The organism is Isoalcanivorax indicus (genome assembly GCF_003259185.1).
GTDB classification, from domain to species: Bacteria; Pseudomonadota; Gammaproteobacteria; order Pseudomonadales; family Alcanivoracaceae; genus Isoalcanivorax; species Isoalcanivorax indicus.
Map to the genome: position 1 here is coordinate 2,397,020 of NZ_QGMP01000001.1, position 14,068 is coordinate 2,411,087.

At 60.7% G+C, this 14,068-nt stretch carries 13 protein-coding genes and 1 pseudogene; 6 read left to right on the forward strand and 8 right to left on the reverse strand.

Annotation, left to right across the window (positions count from 1 at the left end):
• Nucleotides 1-36 precede the first annotated feature (36 nt).
• From DKW65_RS10810 to DKW65_RS16165, 3 genes and pseudogenes are all read right to left on the reverse strand, one after another.
• A complete protein-coding gene (locus DKW65_RS10810; protein ID WP_162925813.1) occupies nt 37-708 on the reverse strand; it encodes a hypothetical protein in 672 nt (223 codons plus the stop codon).
• Nucleotides 709-915: 207 nt separating this feature from the next.
• Nucleotides 916-1,185 carry a pilin gene (locus DKW65_RS16160; protein ID WP_245932504.1) on the reverse strand — a complete coding sequence of 90 codons (270 nt, stop codon included), beginning with the start codon at nt 1,183-1,185 and terminating at the stop codon, nt 916-918.
• Nucleotides 1,186-1,241: 56 nt separating this feature from the next.
• A pseudogene (locus DKW65_RS16165) lies at nt 1,242-1,350 on the reverse strand (pilin); the annotation flags it as partial.
• A gap of 483 nt (nt 1,351-1,833) precedes the next feature.
• On the opposite strand from DKW65_RS16165, the gene pilB reads away from it, so the two are divergent.
• From pilB to yacG, 5 genes are read left to right on the forward strand one after another with little or no spacing between them, the layout of a single operon-like run.
• A complete protein-coding gene (gene pilB / locus DKW65_RS10820) occupies nt 1,834-3,540 on the forward strand; it encodes a type IV-A pilus assembly ATPase PilB (RefSeq protein ID WP_111657256.1) in 1,707 nt (568 codons plus the stop codon).
• Between the two features lie 2 nt (nt 3,541-3,542).
• The gene (locus tag DKW65_RS10825; protein ID WP_111657257.1) at nt 3,543-4,775 is read left to right on the forward strand and encodes a type II secretion system F family protein; all 1,233 of its coding nucleotides are present in this window, start codon (nt 3,543-3,545) and stop codon (nt 4,773-4,775) included.
• Nucleotides 4,776-4,781: 6 nt separating this feature from the next.
• The gene (locus DKW65_RS10830; RefSeq protein WP_111657258.1) at nt 4,782-5,654 is read left to right on the forward strand and encodes a prepilin peptidase; all 873 of its coding nucleotides are present in this window, start codon (nt 4,782-4,784) and stop codon (nt 5,652-5,654) included.
• Between the two features lie 15 nt (nt 5,655-5,669).
• The gene (gene coaE / locus DKW65_RS10835; RefSeq protein ID WP_111657259.1) at nt 5,670-6,278 is read left to right on the forward strand and encodes a dephospho-CoA kinase; all 609 of its coding nucleotides are present in this window, start codon (nt 5,670-5,672) and stop codon (nt 6,276-6,278) included.
• Nucleotides 6,271-6,507 (forward strand): DNA gyrase inhibitor YacG, encoded by a 237-nt coding sequence (yacG, locus tag DKW65_RS10840; protein WP_111657260.1) that lies wholly within the window; start codon nt 6,271-6,273, stop codon nt 6,505-6,507. Before coaE ends, yacG begins: the two co-directional genes overlap by 8 nt.
• A 15-nt stretch (nt 6,508-6,522) precedes the next feature.
• Here yacG and DKW65_RS10845 read toward each other — a convergent pair whose 3' ends face one another.
• From DKW65_RS10845 to DKW65_RS10860, 4 genes are all read right to left on the reverse strand, one after another.
• Nucleotides 6,523-7,488: a Nudix family hydrolase gene (locus DKW65_RS10845; protein ID WP_111657261.1), complete on the reverse strand. Its 966-nt coding sequence runs from the start codon at nt 7,486-7,488 to the stop codon at nt 6,523-6,525.
• The gene (argJ, locus tag DKW65_RS10850) at nt 7,485-8,690 is read right to left on the reverse strand and encodes a bifunctional glutamate N-acetyltransferase/amino-acid acetyltransferase ArgJ (RefSeq protein ID WP_111657262.1); all 1,206 of its coding nucleotides are present in this window, start codon (nt 8,688-8,690) and stop codon (nt 7,485-7,487) included. The genes DKW65_RS10845 and argJ overlap by 4 nt, the downstream gene beginning before the upstream one ends.
• A 5-nt stretch (nt 8,691-8,695) precedes the next feature.
• On the reverse strand, nt 8,696-11,440 hold the full coding sequence (gene secA / locus DKW65_RS10855) for a preprotein translocase subunit SecA (protein WP_111657263.1): 2,745 nt from the start codon (nt 11,438-11,440) through the stop codon (nt 8,696-8,698).
• Between the two features lie 119 nt (nt 11,441-11,559).
• A complete protein-coding gene (locus DKW65_RS10860; RefSeq protein ID WP_111657264.1) occupies nt 11,560-12,492 on the reverse strand; it encodes a M23 family metallopeptidase in 933 nt (310 codons plus the stop codon).
• A gap of 93 nt (nt 12,493-12,585) precedes the next feature.
• Between DKW65_RS10860 and DKW65_RS10865 the strand changes: the two genes are divergently transcribed.
• The gene (locus DKW65_RS10865) at nt 12,586-13,035 is read left to right on the forward strand and encodes a hypothetical protein (RefSeq protein ID WP_162925814.1); all 450 of its coding nucleotides are present in this window, start codon (nt 12,586-12,588) and stop codon (nt 13,033-13,035) included.
• Between the two features lie 72 nt (nt 13,036-13,107).
• Here DKW65_RS10865 and lpxC read toward each other — a convergent pair whose 3' ends face one another.
• Nucleotides 13,108-14,022, reverse strand: coding sequence for a UDP-3-O-acyl-N-acetylglucosamine deacetylase (gene lpxC, locus DKW65_RS10870; protein WP_111657266.1), 915 nt, complete (start codon nt 14,020-14,022; stop codon nt 13,108-13,110).
• Between the last annotated feature and the right edge of the window lie 46 nt (nt 14,023-14,068).

The following is a 14,068-nucleotide window of genomic DNA, read 5'->3' on the forward strand; positions in this document are numbered from 1 at the left end:
TGTCCCTTCCCCTGATTTTCCCCGATCGTTCCTGTTTTACCGGCGGCAGTAAGCCGTCCGACCCACCAGATCCCTCCTGACGGAATACCCCGCGTAATCCACCAGTTCGCTTATTGATCCATCCAGCACCACTATCCGGGCCTGAATATCCGTGCGCTCAACCAGCGCGATATCTTCCACCACCAGCATGCCGGGTAAGCCAGAAGGCAGCTGATCCATGTTTGAGTAAACGCTCCAGCCGTCCCGCAAGCGGCCAGGATCCAGGTGATCACCGGTAATGAGCGACACCAGACCAGCGTCTCGTAACAGCAGGCGTGCAGCCTCCGGTACGCCTAGCGTTGAGGTCACGGATGGCTCAGAAGATGATTCATCGATCTGCAGGTAAGTAGCGGTGAATCCGCTACGATAGAAGCGCTCGCACAATGCCCGGGCATGGCGAGCATCGCCGCCGTGAATAATCAGGAGAGGCTCTGTTGCCCAATGACGCTGTGAGAGGACTGCATGAAGAGGGAGTTGCTCGCCTGGCGCCATGGACTCACCACTGACGCCTTCCAGATAGACCTTGCGATACAACTGATAGTCGGCAGGAACGGCCTGCTCCAGCGAACCACAATCTGCAACCGACATGAAGCGTGGCTCGCTCCAGACCGCCTCCATTCCGGCAAGCAGGCCAATCGCCCAAAAAAGAAAAAACAATGACTTACGCACAATCCTTATGCCCTGATTCTTACAACTGGATTCTTATGGGGTTCCATCCTAGCGCATGATCATGGATAGCTCCATGATGTCATATTGATATCAATCCCGATTTCGGCGCAAATATACTGGAGCCAAATCCTGATATACCCATTTCTCAAAATCATAAAAAAGGCGCGCTAACAAGCGCGCCTTTTACTCTAGCAGATACCCGCGTGATTACGGACGGCAAGCAGCTGGCAGATATTTCGGATCGAGGCCATCACATTCCCAACGAGCAATCTGATTGTTCGCGGCGTTAGGAATAGCTTCCAGAGTCATGGTCTCACCAGCATGAACACCGGACTGAAACGCAACCGAAATTGTTCCAGGGCCAGTCAGGCTCGCGTTACCAGCGCCGAAATACTTACCTTCGAGGTCGGCCAATGCCTGATCAAGCGAAGCACTATCGCCAGCGTCCGGCAGCGCTGCTTCCTCAGCAATATACACACCAATATCAGCGCGAATGCCTGCCGTGGCGCTCAGAGCTTCGGAAGCCTGGGCACGACCAGTGTAATCCTGGTAAGCAGGCAGCGCGACGGCAGCCAGAATACCGATAATCGCCACCACGATCATCAGTTCGATAAGGGTAAAGCCCTTCTGTACCTGTTTCATAACAGCCTCTCCACAGTCTTTAAGATAAATTCTTATGCTCGTCCCCCGGATGGCACCCCCAGGTTGCGACGACCTGAACGTTGTAATGCATTTACCGGGCCAATTGCAACGAGGATCAGAAGGATTGCGTAGTAGTTGTGTTTCAAGCGCATCGCAAGCGGAGCTGCGCACTGGCTTTTCGACGCAGAGCGTCATTTGGTGCCTTTTTTTGTCACTCTGGCATGTCATTTATCGTCGCTCTTTTCTAACGAGAACGATCCGCACTTCAGAGTGATTGGTACTGCCAGCCCAGGCACACCCTCCAAACATTGTGACCCGCATCACACTGGACCCGACTACCTGGGGCGGGACGACGACTCAGCCTGATGCACGACCACCTCTAATACTTTATGTGTAGCCCGCTAATAGTGTATAAACAGAGAACCAAGGCTCTGCTGGCGCATGCGAGCCATTTAAAATCAATAAGATAGGCTGCACTCACCCATGTCCACTCCCCTTTCAGGGCTTGCGCGACGTCTGGTCCAGAATTCCATCCTGACCGAGGACAAGGCCAGGGAGGCCCTGTCAGGCGCCCGTCAGGAAAAAACCAGCCTCGTCAGCTACATCTCCCAGAAGGGGGTCGCGAAGGGCCATGACGTAGCCCTGTCGGTGGCTGAGGAATTTGGTGATCCGGTGCTGGATCTGTCGGCGTTCTCACCAGACCAGATGGCCCAAGGCCTTGTGGACCATCGCCTGATCTCCAAACATCGTGTCTTGCCGCTGTTCAAACGGGGCAGTCGGCTGTTCGTAGCCGCTTCTGACCCGACCAACCTCCAGGCCCTGGAGGATATCCGCTTCAACACCGGCATGAATATCGAGACCATCATTGTCGAAGACGACAAGCTGGGCCAATGGATTGATGCCGTGGTCAGCGAAGCGGAAGGCGGCGCCTTCAAGGATCTGGACGAAGACCTGGATGATATCGATATCTCGGGCGGCGAAGCGGTTGACGCCAGAAAGGAAGAAGAGAGCTCTGGCGCCGACGACGCTCCTATCGTGCGCTTCGTCAACAAGCTGTTGCTCGACGCGATCAAGATCGGCGCCTCGGATCTGCATTTCGAGCCTTATGAGAAGACCTACCGGGTGCGCTTTCGTCAGGACGGCATCCTGCGCGAGGTCTCAAAACCCCCGCCGGGCAGCGCTGGCAAGATCGCAGCCCGCCTCAAGGTGATGTCGCAGCTGGACATCTCGGAGCGGCGGGTGCCGCAAGACGGTCGCATGAAGCTCAAGGTCTCCAAGACCCGGGCCATCGATTTCCGGGTGAACACCTGCCCCACGCTTTTCGGTGAAAAGATCGTGCTGCGGATTCTCGATCCCGAAAGCGCCAAAATGGGTATCGACGCACTGGGTTACGAGGACTTCCAGAAGAAACTGTATATGGACGCCCTGGAGAAGCCGCAGGGCATGATTCTGGTGACCGGCCCCACGGGGTCAGGCAAGACGGTGTCCCTGTACACAGGGGTAAATATCCTGAACACACCTGAGCGGAACATTTCCACGGCAGAGGATCCGGTGGAGATCAACCTGGAAGGGGTCAATCAGGTCAACGTGAACACTAAGACCGGGATGGACTTCTCCGCCGCGCTGAAGGCCTTTCTGCGCCAGGACCCTGATGTCATCCTGGTCGGGGAGATCCGTGATCTGGAAACCGCCAGCATCGCGGTCAAGGCGGCGCAAACGGGGCACCTTGTGCTCTCGACCCTGCACACCAACAGTGCGCCGGAGACACTCACGCGTCTGCGCAATATGGGCATCCCTTCCTTTAACATTGCCACTTCTGTCATCCTGATCATTGCGCAACGTCTGGCCAGGCGACTGTGTGAGCACTGCAAGGAGGTGGTGGACGTACCCAGGCAGTCCCTGCTTGAGATGGGCTTCACGGAAGAGGACATCGCTTCCGGGTTTACTGTATACGGCCCTAAAGGGTGCGAAAAGTGCACCAATGGCTACAAGGGGCGCGTGGGGGTCTACGAAGTCGTCAAAATTACGGACGGCATCGCCAGAATCATCATGGAAGAAGGCAACTCCATCCAGATTGCCGATCAGTGTCGCAAGGAAGGCTTCAACGACCTCACCCGCTCTGGCCTGGTAAAGGTGATGCAGGGCCTTACCAGCCTTGAAGAAATCAACCGCGTCACATCCGGACACTGATTATGGCGAATGCAGCAGCAGTCAAGCAGCAGAAGAAAGTCCCTTTCACCTACGAGGGAGTGGATCGGCGCGGCGCCAAGATCAAGGGCGAGATGCTCTCACCCAACGCCGCATTGGCCCGGGCAGAGCTGCGCAAGCAGGGCATCAATGCATCCAAGATCCGCAAGAAAGCACAGATGTCGCTTTTCAGCGGCAAGAAGAAGATCAAGCCCGGAGATATCGCCATCTTTACGCGCCAGATGGCAACCATGATGAGAGCCGGGGTCCCTCTGGTTCAGTCCTTTGAAATCGTTGCCGACGGTCTGGACAACCCCACCATGAAAGAGCTGGTGCTGCAAATCAAGAATGATGTCGAAGGCGGTAACAACTTCGCCGGCGCACTCAGGCGGCACCCGAAGTATTTCGATGATCTTTACTGCAGTCTGGTAGAGGCCGGTGAACAATCTGGCGCGCTTGAAACGATGCTGGATCGCGTGGCGTTGTACAAGGAGAAGAGCGAGGCACTGAAGTCAAAGATCAAGAAGGCGATGAAGTATCCGGCAACCGTTCTGGTCGTGGCCGCCGTAGTGACTGCCATCCTGTTGATCAAGGTGGTACCCACCTTTCAGGAGCTTTTCGACAGTTTTGGCGCGGAACTGCCTGCCATGACTATGTTCGTTATCGGGCTGTCCGAGTCGTTGCAGGCTAATGGCTTCTTTATCCTGGTTGGCATCGCCGCTATCGTGGCAGCGTTTACTCAAGCGCGCCGGAGATCCAGGGCCTTTGCTGATGCGGTAGACAAGTACCTGCTCAAGCTGCCGATCGTGGGTGACATTATTTTCAAGGCTACCATTGCGCGCTTTTCACGCACCCTGTCCACCACCTTTGCTGCGGGCGTGCCTTTGATTGATGCACTTGAGGCCTGCGCTGGCGCCACCGGCAATGCGGTCTACCGCAAGGCCGTTTACGACATCAGGGACGACGTCTCCACCGGCCAGCAGCTGCAGTTTGCCATGCGATCGACCGGCGTTTTCCCCAGTATGGCATTGCAGATGACTGCCATCGGGGAAGAATCCGGTGCGCTGGACTCCATGCTGGCAAAAGTTGCCCAGTATTATGAAGATGAAGTCGATAACGCCGTGGACGGTCTGACCAGCATGATGGAGCCTTTGATCATGAGCTTCCTCGGCATCGTGGTCGGCGGCATGGTGGTGGCCATGTACCTGCCCATCTTCCAGATCGGTGCGGTGGTCTGATTTGTCATGACACTAACTCAACTGCTCCAATCCAGCCCGGCCGCTCTGGCCGGGTTTGTTTTTATCCTCGGCCTGCTGGTCGGCAGCTTCCTCAACGTGGTGATCTACCGCCTCCCGAAGATGATGGAGCGCGCCTGGCAAGCCGAGGCACGCTCCCTTCTGGAGCTGCCTGAGCAGCCTGAGCCGGCCCCCTTCAATCTGGTTCTGCCGCGCTCGGCCTGCCCGCACTGTGGCCACCAGATCCGCTGGTATGAAAATATCCCGCTGGTCAGTTGGCTGGTCTTGCGCGGCAAGTGCAGCCAGTGCGGCAAGGGCATCTCCGTGCGCTATCCGCTGGTGGAACTGGCCGCAGGCCTGCTGGGGCTGATGGCGGCGCTGCATTTTGGCTACGGCGCCTGGCTGGTGGCCGTACTGCTGGCCAGCTGGGTGCTGCTGGCGCTGGCGATGATCGATTTTGACACCACGCTGCTGCCAGACAGCCTGACCTATCCGCTGCTGTGGGGCGGGTTACTGGCCGCCTGGGCGGGTATTTCGCCGGTGTCACTGCATGATGCCGTGATTGGCGCTGCCGCCGGTTATCTGGCGCTGTGGAGCGTCTACTGGGCCTTCAAGCTGCTCACCGGCAAGGAAGGCATGGGTTATGGCGACTTCAAGCTGCTGGCAGCACTGGGGGCCTGGCTGGGCTGGCAGATGCTGCCGCTGGTGATCCTGCTGTCGTCCGTGGTCGGCGCGGTGGTCGGCGGCTTGCTGATGGCCACCGGGCTGGTGAAGCGGGATCAGGGCATTCCGTTTGGTCCTTATCTGGCGGGCGCGGGGCTGATTGCGCTGCTGTGGGGGCAGGCCATCGTGGATGGCTATCTCGGCATGATGCAGTTCTGAGCGGTGGAGACTGGCATGTTCGTAGTGGGGCTCACCGGTGGCATCGGCAGTGGCAAGACGGCGGCGTCGGATTATCTGGCGAGCCTGGGTATTACGGTGGTGGATGCCGACCTGGCGTCGCGGGTGATTGTCGAGCCGGGCCAGCCAGCGCTGGCGGCCATCGAGGCGCATTTCGGTGCCGAGGTGATCGCGGCGGACGGCACCCTGGACCGGCGCGCGCTGCGTGAGCGGGTGTTTGCCGACCCGGCGGAGCGCAAGGCGCTGGAAGGCATTACCCACCCGGCCATCGCGGCAGAAATTATGCGCCAGCTCCAGGCATCACGCTCGCCCTACACGCTGCTGGTGTCACCGCTGCTGCTGGAAACCAGTCAGCACCGCATGGCGCAGCGCATTCTGCTGATCGACGTGCCGGAGGCGGTGCAGGTAGCGCGCACCACATCGCGCGACGAGGTCCCTGCGGCCCAGGTGGAGGCGATCATGGCGGCGCAGATGCCGCGTGATGAGAAGCGCGCCCGCGCCGATGACATCGTGGTCAACGACGGCGACCTCTCGCACTTGCATGCGCAGCTGGATACACTGCACGCTCGATATCTGGAGATGGCCCGAACGCAGCGCAATGACTGATTCTTCCGAGACTCCCGCCAGCAATACCACCCGCGTTTACCCTTGCCCGCAGTGCAAGAAGTTGATCCAGTGGCGCAATGACAATCCGTGGCGGCCGTTCTGTTCAGAGCGGTGCAAGTTGATTGATCTGGGGGACTGGGCGTCGGAGCGGCATGCCATTCCGGGGGAGCCGGATTTGCTGGGGGACGAGTTCGGGGATGAGTTCGGGGATGAGTTTCCGGAGCGGTAGGCGCAAAGCCCCGCATTACCAGAAGGCGCGTGTACCGGCCACGCCCCGCGCGCCATGTTCGCGCGCCACGTCCAGATCCTGGGGCCCCACTCCACCCAGTGCATAGACGGCAAACGGCTGCCCCTCCGCCAGTGTTCTGAAGCGCTCCCAGCCCAGCCCGGCGGCGTCCGGATGTGTGGGCGTCGCTCGCACAGGCGACAGCATCACCAGATCCACCCCTGCCCGGCGTGCGCGCTCCAGCTCGGCCTCATCGTGGCAGGCCATGGAATACAGCAGGCTGTCCCCGCCCTCCTTGATCACTTGAGCAATCTGCGCGTCAGTCAGGCCGCTGCGCAGGTGTACGCCATCCGCCCCTGTCGCGCGTGCCAGGGCCGCATTGTCGGCCACCAGCACTCGGGCACCCGCCGCCTGCGCAACGCGCGCCAGAGACGCCAGCGTGGCTCTGTCGTGGTCGCCGCGCAGGTACACCAGCCTGCAACCCGCCGCGACAGCATCGGCCAGGCGCTTCTGCCAGTCGTCTGGCGGGGTGTAAGACATGGTTTCAGACAAGGTGTCGGGCAGTACGAGCAGTTGATCGGGCAGCCCCAGCGCGGTGACCACGGGCTGATTCGCTTCCGGGAACGGCAAGTCCGCCAGGGCATCCGCGGTGAACCAGTCCACCGGCTGGCCTTCGCGGCCATGAGGCTCCCCCTCGAAAGCCGTGACTTCGCGGAAGCACAGGCGCACGGACAGTTCGGGATAGGTGTGATCAATGGTCATGAAGGGGCGGCACTCGCGCACCGTCAGGCCAAGCTCTTCGTGCAGTTCACGGGCCAGGGCGGCGTCCAGGGCTTCGTCGGGTTCCACCTTGCCACCGGGAAATTCCCAGCAGCCGCCCTTGTGCTTGTGGGCGGGCCGCTGGCTCAGCAGGATACGGCCGTTGTCGGGGTGGCGGATGATGGCCGCCACCACGAGCAGCACGGACTCATGTCCGGTGCTCATGTTCTATATTCAGCATTAATCTTCACATAATCGTAGCTGAAGTCGCAGGTCCAGACGGTGGCGCTGCCGGGGGCGTCGCCCAGGCGGATGCGGATGCTGATATCGCTCTGCGCCATCACAGCGGCGCCGCGCGCTTCGGTGTAATCCGCCGCCACGCCGCCGCGGGACACGATTTGCACTTCGCCCAGCCAGATGTCCACGGCGTCCACGTCCAGCGCCGCAATCGGGGCGCGACCGACGGCGGCCAGAATACGGCCCCAGTTGGGATCGGACGCAAACAGCGCGGTCTTCACCAGCGGAGAATGCGCCACGGTTTCGGCCACCGCACGGGCATCGGCGTCCGAGGCGGCGCCGCTGACGTCGATTTCGACAAACTTGGTCGCCCCTTCGCCGTCACGCACGATGGCCTGGGCCAGTTCCACAAACACCTGTTCCAGGGCGTGGTACAGCGTGGCGGCCTCCGGGTGGTCGGCGTCCGCGATCTCGGCCATGTCCGCCTGGCCGGTGGATACCAGCATGCAGGCATCGTTGGTGGAGGTGTCGCCGTCCACGGTCACGCGATTGAACGATACGTCCGCCAGCGCTTTCACCCAATGCGTCAGCAATGTCTGGGCTATGGGGGCATCGGTGGCCACAAAACCGAGCATGGTCGCCATATTCGGCTTGATCATGCCCGCGCCCTTGGCGATACCGGTCACAGTGACTTCGGTGCCCGCCAGCTGTACGCGGCGGCTGGCCACCTTGGGCCGGGTGTCGGTGGTCATGATGCCTTCGGCGGCCTGACCCCAGGCATGTTCATCCAGGCTGTCCAGCGCCTGCGGTATGCCACGCTCGAACGGCGGCAAGGTGAACAGCTCGCCGATCACGCCGGTGGAAAACGGCAGCACTTCTTCGGCCTGGCAGCCCGCCTGCTGTGCCAGCAGATCACAGGTCGCCACAGCACGGCGATGGCCTTCGTCACCGGTGCCTGCGTTGGCATAACCCGTGTTGATCAGCAGGTAACGCGGTGACGCCTTGCCCAGATGGTCGCGCGCTATGCGCACCGGCGCCGCGCAAAAGCGGTTCAGGGTGAACACGCCTGCCGTGCGGCTGCCTTCCGCCAGTTCAAACACCACAATGTCACGACGGCCGGGCTTCTTGACGCCCGCCTGCACCGCCGCCAGGCGTACGCCCGGCACAGGAAACCACTGCTGCGTCTGCATGGGCGTCAGGCCTCGAGTTTGCCGTGGCAGTGTTTGTATTTCTTGCCGGAACCACACCAGCAGGGATCGTTGCGGCCCAGCTTGGGCCCTTCGCGCTTGAAGGGTTGTGCGGGCGCGGGCTGCCCCTGGCCGCCTTGCTGCCCGCCCACCTGCTCGCGCGGCACACCGCGACTGCCCATCTCTGGCGTCTGGGTGCGCATCTGCTCGGCCTGGCGGCGCGCTTCTTCCTCGCGCTGGCGCTCAAGGCGTTCCACCGCGTCGTCACGGCGCAACTCCAGCGTGCTCAGCACACGCACCAGTTCGTTCTGGATCTGGTTCATCATGGCCTGGAACAGCTCGAAGGCTTCGCGCTTGTATTCCTGCTTCGGGTTTTTCTGCGCGTAGCCACGCAAGTGAATGCCCTGGCGCAGGTGGTCCATGCTGGCCAGATGGTCTTTCCAGTGGCGATCCAGCACTTGCAGCATCAGGTGCTTCTCCACCCGGCGCAGGTCTACACCCAGCTCCGCCACTTCCCGCTCCTTGCGGGCATAGGCTTCTTCCAGCGCGGCGATCACTTTTTCCACCACGCCATCAATATGCAGGCTGGAATCCTGATCCAGCCACTGCTGCACCGGGGCACGCAGATGGAATTCGGTGTCCAGCGCCCTTTCCAGGCCCGGCACATCCCACTGGTCTTCAATGGAGCCGACCGGCATGAAGCTGTGCACCAGCTCGGTACCCACATCGCGACGAATACCACGCACACTTTCCGACAGGTCTTCAGACGCCAGAATCTGGTCGCGCTGGCTGTAGATCACGCGGCGCTGGTCGTTGGCCACGTCATCGTATTCCAGCAGGTTTTTCCGGATATCGAAGTTACGGCCTTCCACCTTGCGCTGGGCATTTTCGATCGCCTTGGTCACCCAGCGGTGCTCAATGGCCTCGCCCTTTTCCAGGCCCAGGCTGCGCATCAGGTTACGGATGCGATCCGAGGCGAAGATACGCATCAGATCATCTTCCATGGACAGGAAGAAGCGGGTGTCACCCGGGTCGCCCTGACGACCGGCGCGGCCACGCAGCTGGTTGTCGATACGACGGGATTCGTGCCGCTCGGTGCCGATGATGTGCAGGCCGCCGGCCTCCATCACTTTTTTCTGGTCCGCTTTCTGGCGATCGCGCACCGTCTGGATTTCTGCTTCGCTCGGGTCCACCAGCTCGGCAATCGCGGCATCGGGGTTACCCCCCAGCACGATGTCGGTACCCCGACCGGCCATGTTGGTGGCAATGGTCACCGCGCCGGGCCGACCGGCCTGGGCAATGATTTCGGCTTCCTTGCGGTGGAATTTGGCGTTCAGCACCTGATGCTTGATACCGGCCTTGTTGAGGCGCTGCGACAGATATTCCGAGGCGGCAATCGTCGCGGTACCTACCAATACCGGCGCGCCTTTTTCGACCGCCTCGCGCACCGCATTGATAATAGCGTCGTACTTGTCTTCCAGAGACAGGTACACCAGATCATCGGCATCCACCCGCACCATCGGCCGATGGGTGGGAATCACCACCACGTCGAGGCCATAGATCTGGCGGAATTCTGCGGCTTCGGTATCAGCCGTACCGGTCATGCCGGACAGCTTGGTATAGATACGGAAATAATTCTGGAATGTGGTCGATGCCAGCGTCTGGTTTTCCTGCTGGATCTGCAGCTGCTCCTTGGCTTCCACCGCCTGGTGAATGCCTTCGGACCAGCGCCGCCCCGGCATGGTCCGCCCGGTGTGCTCATCGACAATCACGATCTGGTCGTTCTGGACGATGTAGTCCTTGTCACGCTTGAACAGCACATGCGCTTTCAGGCCCGCATGCACATGATGCAGCAGACCCAGACTCTGGGCGGAATACAGGCTCTCGCCTTCTTCCAGCAGCTTCTCGTCGATCAGCAGCTTTTCCACCAGCTGGTGGCCGGCTTCCGTCAGCTCAACCTGACGGTTCTTTTCATCAATATTGTAGTCACCCTCGTACTCTTCCGAGGGTGGCTTCAATTTTGGAATCAGCAGGTTGATGCGGCGATACAGTTCAGAGCTGTCCGACGCCGGACCAGAAATAATCAGCGGCGTACGGGCTTCATCGATCAGAATCGAATCCACTTCATCGACGATGGCGTAGTTCAGACCGCGCTGCACCCGGTCTTCCAGACGGAAGGCCATGTTGTCGCGCAGGTAGTCGAAGCCGAATTCGTTGTTGGTGCCGTAGGTGATGTCCGCCTCGTAGGCGCCCTTCTTCTGCTCCGGCGGCTGCTGGGACAGGATGACGCCCACCTTCAGGCCCAGAAACTCGTACAGCGGCCGCATCCAGTTGGCATCACGCTCGGCCAGGTAGTCGTTCACCGTCACCACATGCACGCCGTCGCCGGACAGGGCATTCAGATAGGCAGGCAGGGTCGCCGTCAGGGTCTTGCCCTCACCGGTGCGCATCTCGGCAATCCGGCCTTCATGCAGGGCGATACCCCCCATCAACTGCACGTCGAAGTGGCGCATGCCCATCACCCGGGTGGCCGCCTCGCGGACCACCGCGAAGGCCTCCGGCAACAGCTCGTCCAGTGACTTGCCATCGGCGTAGGCCTGTCGCAGCTCGGTGGTGCGTGCCTTCAGGGTGTCGTCATCAAGCCCTTTCATTTCATCGCCGAGCTGATTGATCTCCGCGACGATCTTCTGCATGCGCTTGATTTCTCGGTCGTTCTTGCTACCGAAGATGTTCTTGACTAGAGATGAGAGCATGAAACTTCCGGTGTCGAGTCCAGTGGTTGACGATACGCGAGCGCCATTCTACCCGTTCGCAGGCGCGAAGGGCCATCCGGAACAGATGGGGGCAACCCGGTCGGGATCAAGCCCCGGCATCACTGCCGGGAGCGGGCCACATAGGGGGTGGGATCAACCTGGCGGCCATTGCGCAGCACTTCATAGTGCACATGCGGGCCGGTGGAGCGGCCAGTGGTGCCCACCAGGGCGATCACGTCGCCAGCGCGGACAATATCGCCCGCCTCGACGAGGATTTCCTTCATGTGCGCGTAACGTGTGGCCAGACCGTTGCCATGATTGATCTCCACCAGGTTGCCATAACCCCAGCGGGTACCGGCAAAGGTCACTACCCCGGCACCGGTGGCGATCACGTCAGACCCTTCCTTGGCGGCAAAATCTACACCACGGTGCATGCTCAGGCGACCGGAGAAGGGATCGGTGCGCTGACCGAAGCGTGATGACAGCCAGCCCCGGCGAATGGGACGGCCGGACAGCTCGGTCTTGGACGCCATGCGACGGTTGTCCATCAAACGCTCCAGAATCGAGAGCTGCTGCTCACGGCGATCCAGGGTCAGGGACAGGTCCGTCAGGGCGTCGGTAAAGGAGGGGGCGGTGTAGGCGATGGAGCGGTCATCCGGCAGTTCCGGCCCGCCGATCGCCATGGGCGCGCTGAAATCGAATTCGTCAGAAGGGATACCGGCCACGTCCACCAGCCGCTCGCCCAGCGCATCAAGGCGTACCAGGCGCGCCTGCATCTCGGCCAGACGGATAGTAAGCGCTCGCAATTCTTCGTCGGTGCGGGCATTCACCTGATCCAGGACCTGGCGCTGTTCGTCCAGCTGCCCCTGCCAGCGGGCGGTCATGCGTTGATCCAGCACCGGATCGCCCCAGTGATACATGGCGTAGTAGGCGCCCGCACCCACCAGGGCAGGCAACAACACCAGACAACCCAGCAGCACCGCCGGCAGGAAGCGCGGCAGGCGCAGGGTGCGTGACTGGTGGCCACGACCATTGAGGACTATGATATTCATGAATACGGCTTCCCAGTTTATTAATATTCAATGACTTACAAGCCGTTCTTGCCGCAAAGCCTTTGAAGCGAGTCGTTATACTAGGAAAATATCATGGCTAAGGCAATTGGCCCACAATCCATCAGCCTATTATTGCAGGGCCAGACCAATCTGAAGCCTCTGAGCCAGCGTGCACGCCAGTGGCAACAGGGTGATGAGGGGCCGCGCCCGGTCACCAGCCAGCGCCTGCCCCCCGCCATGGCCTCCAGAGTGCAGCTGCTGCGGGACGGCGATACCCTGCTGCTGCTGGCCGAGAACAACGCCGTGGCCCAGCTACTGCGCTTCCACGGCCCGTCACTGGCGGCGGAACAGGGCCTGAAGGACTGGAAGGTGCGGGTCAGCCGCTTGCCAGCGGCGATCAGCACTGGCCCCAGCGAAAGCCGCCTGACGCCCCCTGTGCTGGCCAGCAACGCCCCCGCCTGCCTGCATGAAGCCGCCGACGCCATTGATGACCCGGACCTGAAGGCCGCCTTGCGCCGTCTGGCCGACGCCGGCCAGCTCTGAATCCTCAGAAAAGCGAAAGGCCCGGCGGGAGACCGGGCCTTTCTGTTCGACAACGTACTGGTGCTTTTATTGCTACTCGGCAGCGAGCACCGGCTTCATATAGGAAATCGGCGCCGTCGCCTCATCCTCGAAGGTCACCACTTCCCAGGCATCCTCTTCCTGGAGCAGTTTGCGCAACAGCTGGTTATTCAGTGCATGGCCGGACTTGTGGCCGATGAACTCGCCGATCAGGCTGTGACCCAGCATATACAGGTCACCGATGGCATCGAGCATCTTGTGTTTGACGAACTCGTCTTCGTAGCGCAGCCCGTCCTCATTGAGGATACGGTGATCGTCCACCACAATGGCGTTGTCCACACTGCCACCCAGTGCCAGGTTCTGTGAGCGCAGATACTCGATATCGCGCATGAACCCGAAGGTGCGAGCCCGCGCCACTTCCTTCACAAATGATGTGGAGGAAAAGTCGATGCTCGCCGTCTGGTTGCGATTGGCAAAGACCGGATGGTCAAACTCGATACTGAAGGTCACCTTGAAGCCGTTGAACGGTACGAAGACAGCAGACTTGTCGCCTTCTTCCAGCCGCACCTCGCGTTTGATGCGGATGAATTTCTTCGCTGCCGCCTGCTCCTCGATACCTGCTGATTGCAGCAGGAACACGAAGGGCCCGGCACTGCCGTCCATGATCGGCACTTCCGGCGCCGACAACTCCACATAGGCGTTATCGATGCCCAGCCCGGCCATCGCCGAAAGCAGGTGCTCCACGGTACCGACTTTCACACCGTCCTGAACCAGCGTGGAAGACAGCGTCGTTTCGCCCACCTTCTCCGCTTCGGCCCGGATTTCCACCACCGGATCCAGGTCCACACGGCGGAACACGATACCGGTATCAACAGGGGCTGGCCGTACGGTCAGGTAGACCTTGTCGCCGGTGTGCAATCCGATGCCGGTGGCGCGGATTACATTCTTGAGCGTGCGCTGTCTGATCATCAATCCTGTCGCTCATTTACTGAACACGTAAGCAGGGGGCGGATGC

Excerpts from the sequence above, each read along its gene's own strand:
- DKW65_RS10825 (WP_111657257.1), top strand. The coding sequence starts at position 3,543 with ATGGCGAATGCAGCAGCAGTCAAGCAGCAGAAGAAAGTCCCTTTCACC.
- secA (WP_111657263.1), bottom strand. The coding sequence starts at position 11,440 with ATGCTCTCATCTCTAGTCAAGAACATCTTCGGTAGCAAGAACGACCGA.
- DKW65_RS10845 (WP_111657261.1), bottom strand. The coding sequence starts at position 7,488 with ATGAGCACCGGACATGAGTCCGTGCTGCTCGTGGTGGCGGCCATCATC.
- coaE (WP_111657259.1), top strand. The coding sequence starts at position 5,670 with ATGTTCGTAGTGGGGCTCACCGGTGGCATCGGCAGTGGCAAGACGGCG.
- pilB (WP_111657256.1), top strand. The coding sequence starts at position 1,834 with ATGTCCACTCCCCTTTCAGGGCTTGCGCGACGTCTGGTCCAGAATTCC.
- DKW65_RS10830 (WP_111657258.1), top strand. The coding sequence starts at position 4,782 with ATGACACTAACTCAACTGCTCCAATCCAGCCCGGCCGCTCTGGCCGGG.
- yacG (WP_111657260.1), top strand. The coding sequence starts at position 6,271 with ATGACTGATTCTTCCGAGACTCCCGCCAGCAATACCACCCGCGTTTAC.
- DKW65_RS10860 (WP_111657264.1), bottom strand. The coding sequence starts at position 12,492 with ATGAATATCATAGTCCTCAATGGTCGTGGCCACCAGTCACGCACCCTG.
- DKW65_RS10865 (WP_162925814.1), top strand. The coding sequence starts at position 12,586 with ATGGCTAAGGCAATTGGCCCACAATCCATCAGCCTATTATTGCAGGGC.
- argJ (WP_111657262.1), bottom strand. The coding sequence starts at position 8,690 with ATGCAGACGCAGCAGTGGTTTCCTGTGCCGGGCGTACGCCTGGCGGCG.
- lpxC (WP_111657266.1), bottom strand. The coding sequence starts at position 14,022 with ATGATCAGACAGCGCACGCTCAAGAATGTAATCCGCGCCACCGGCATC.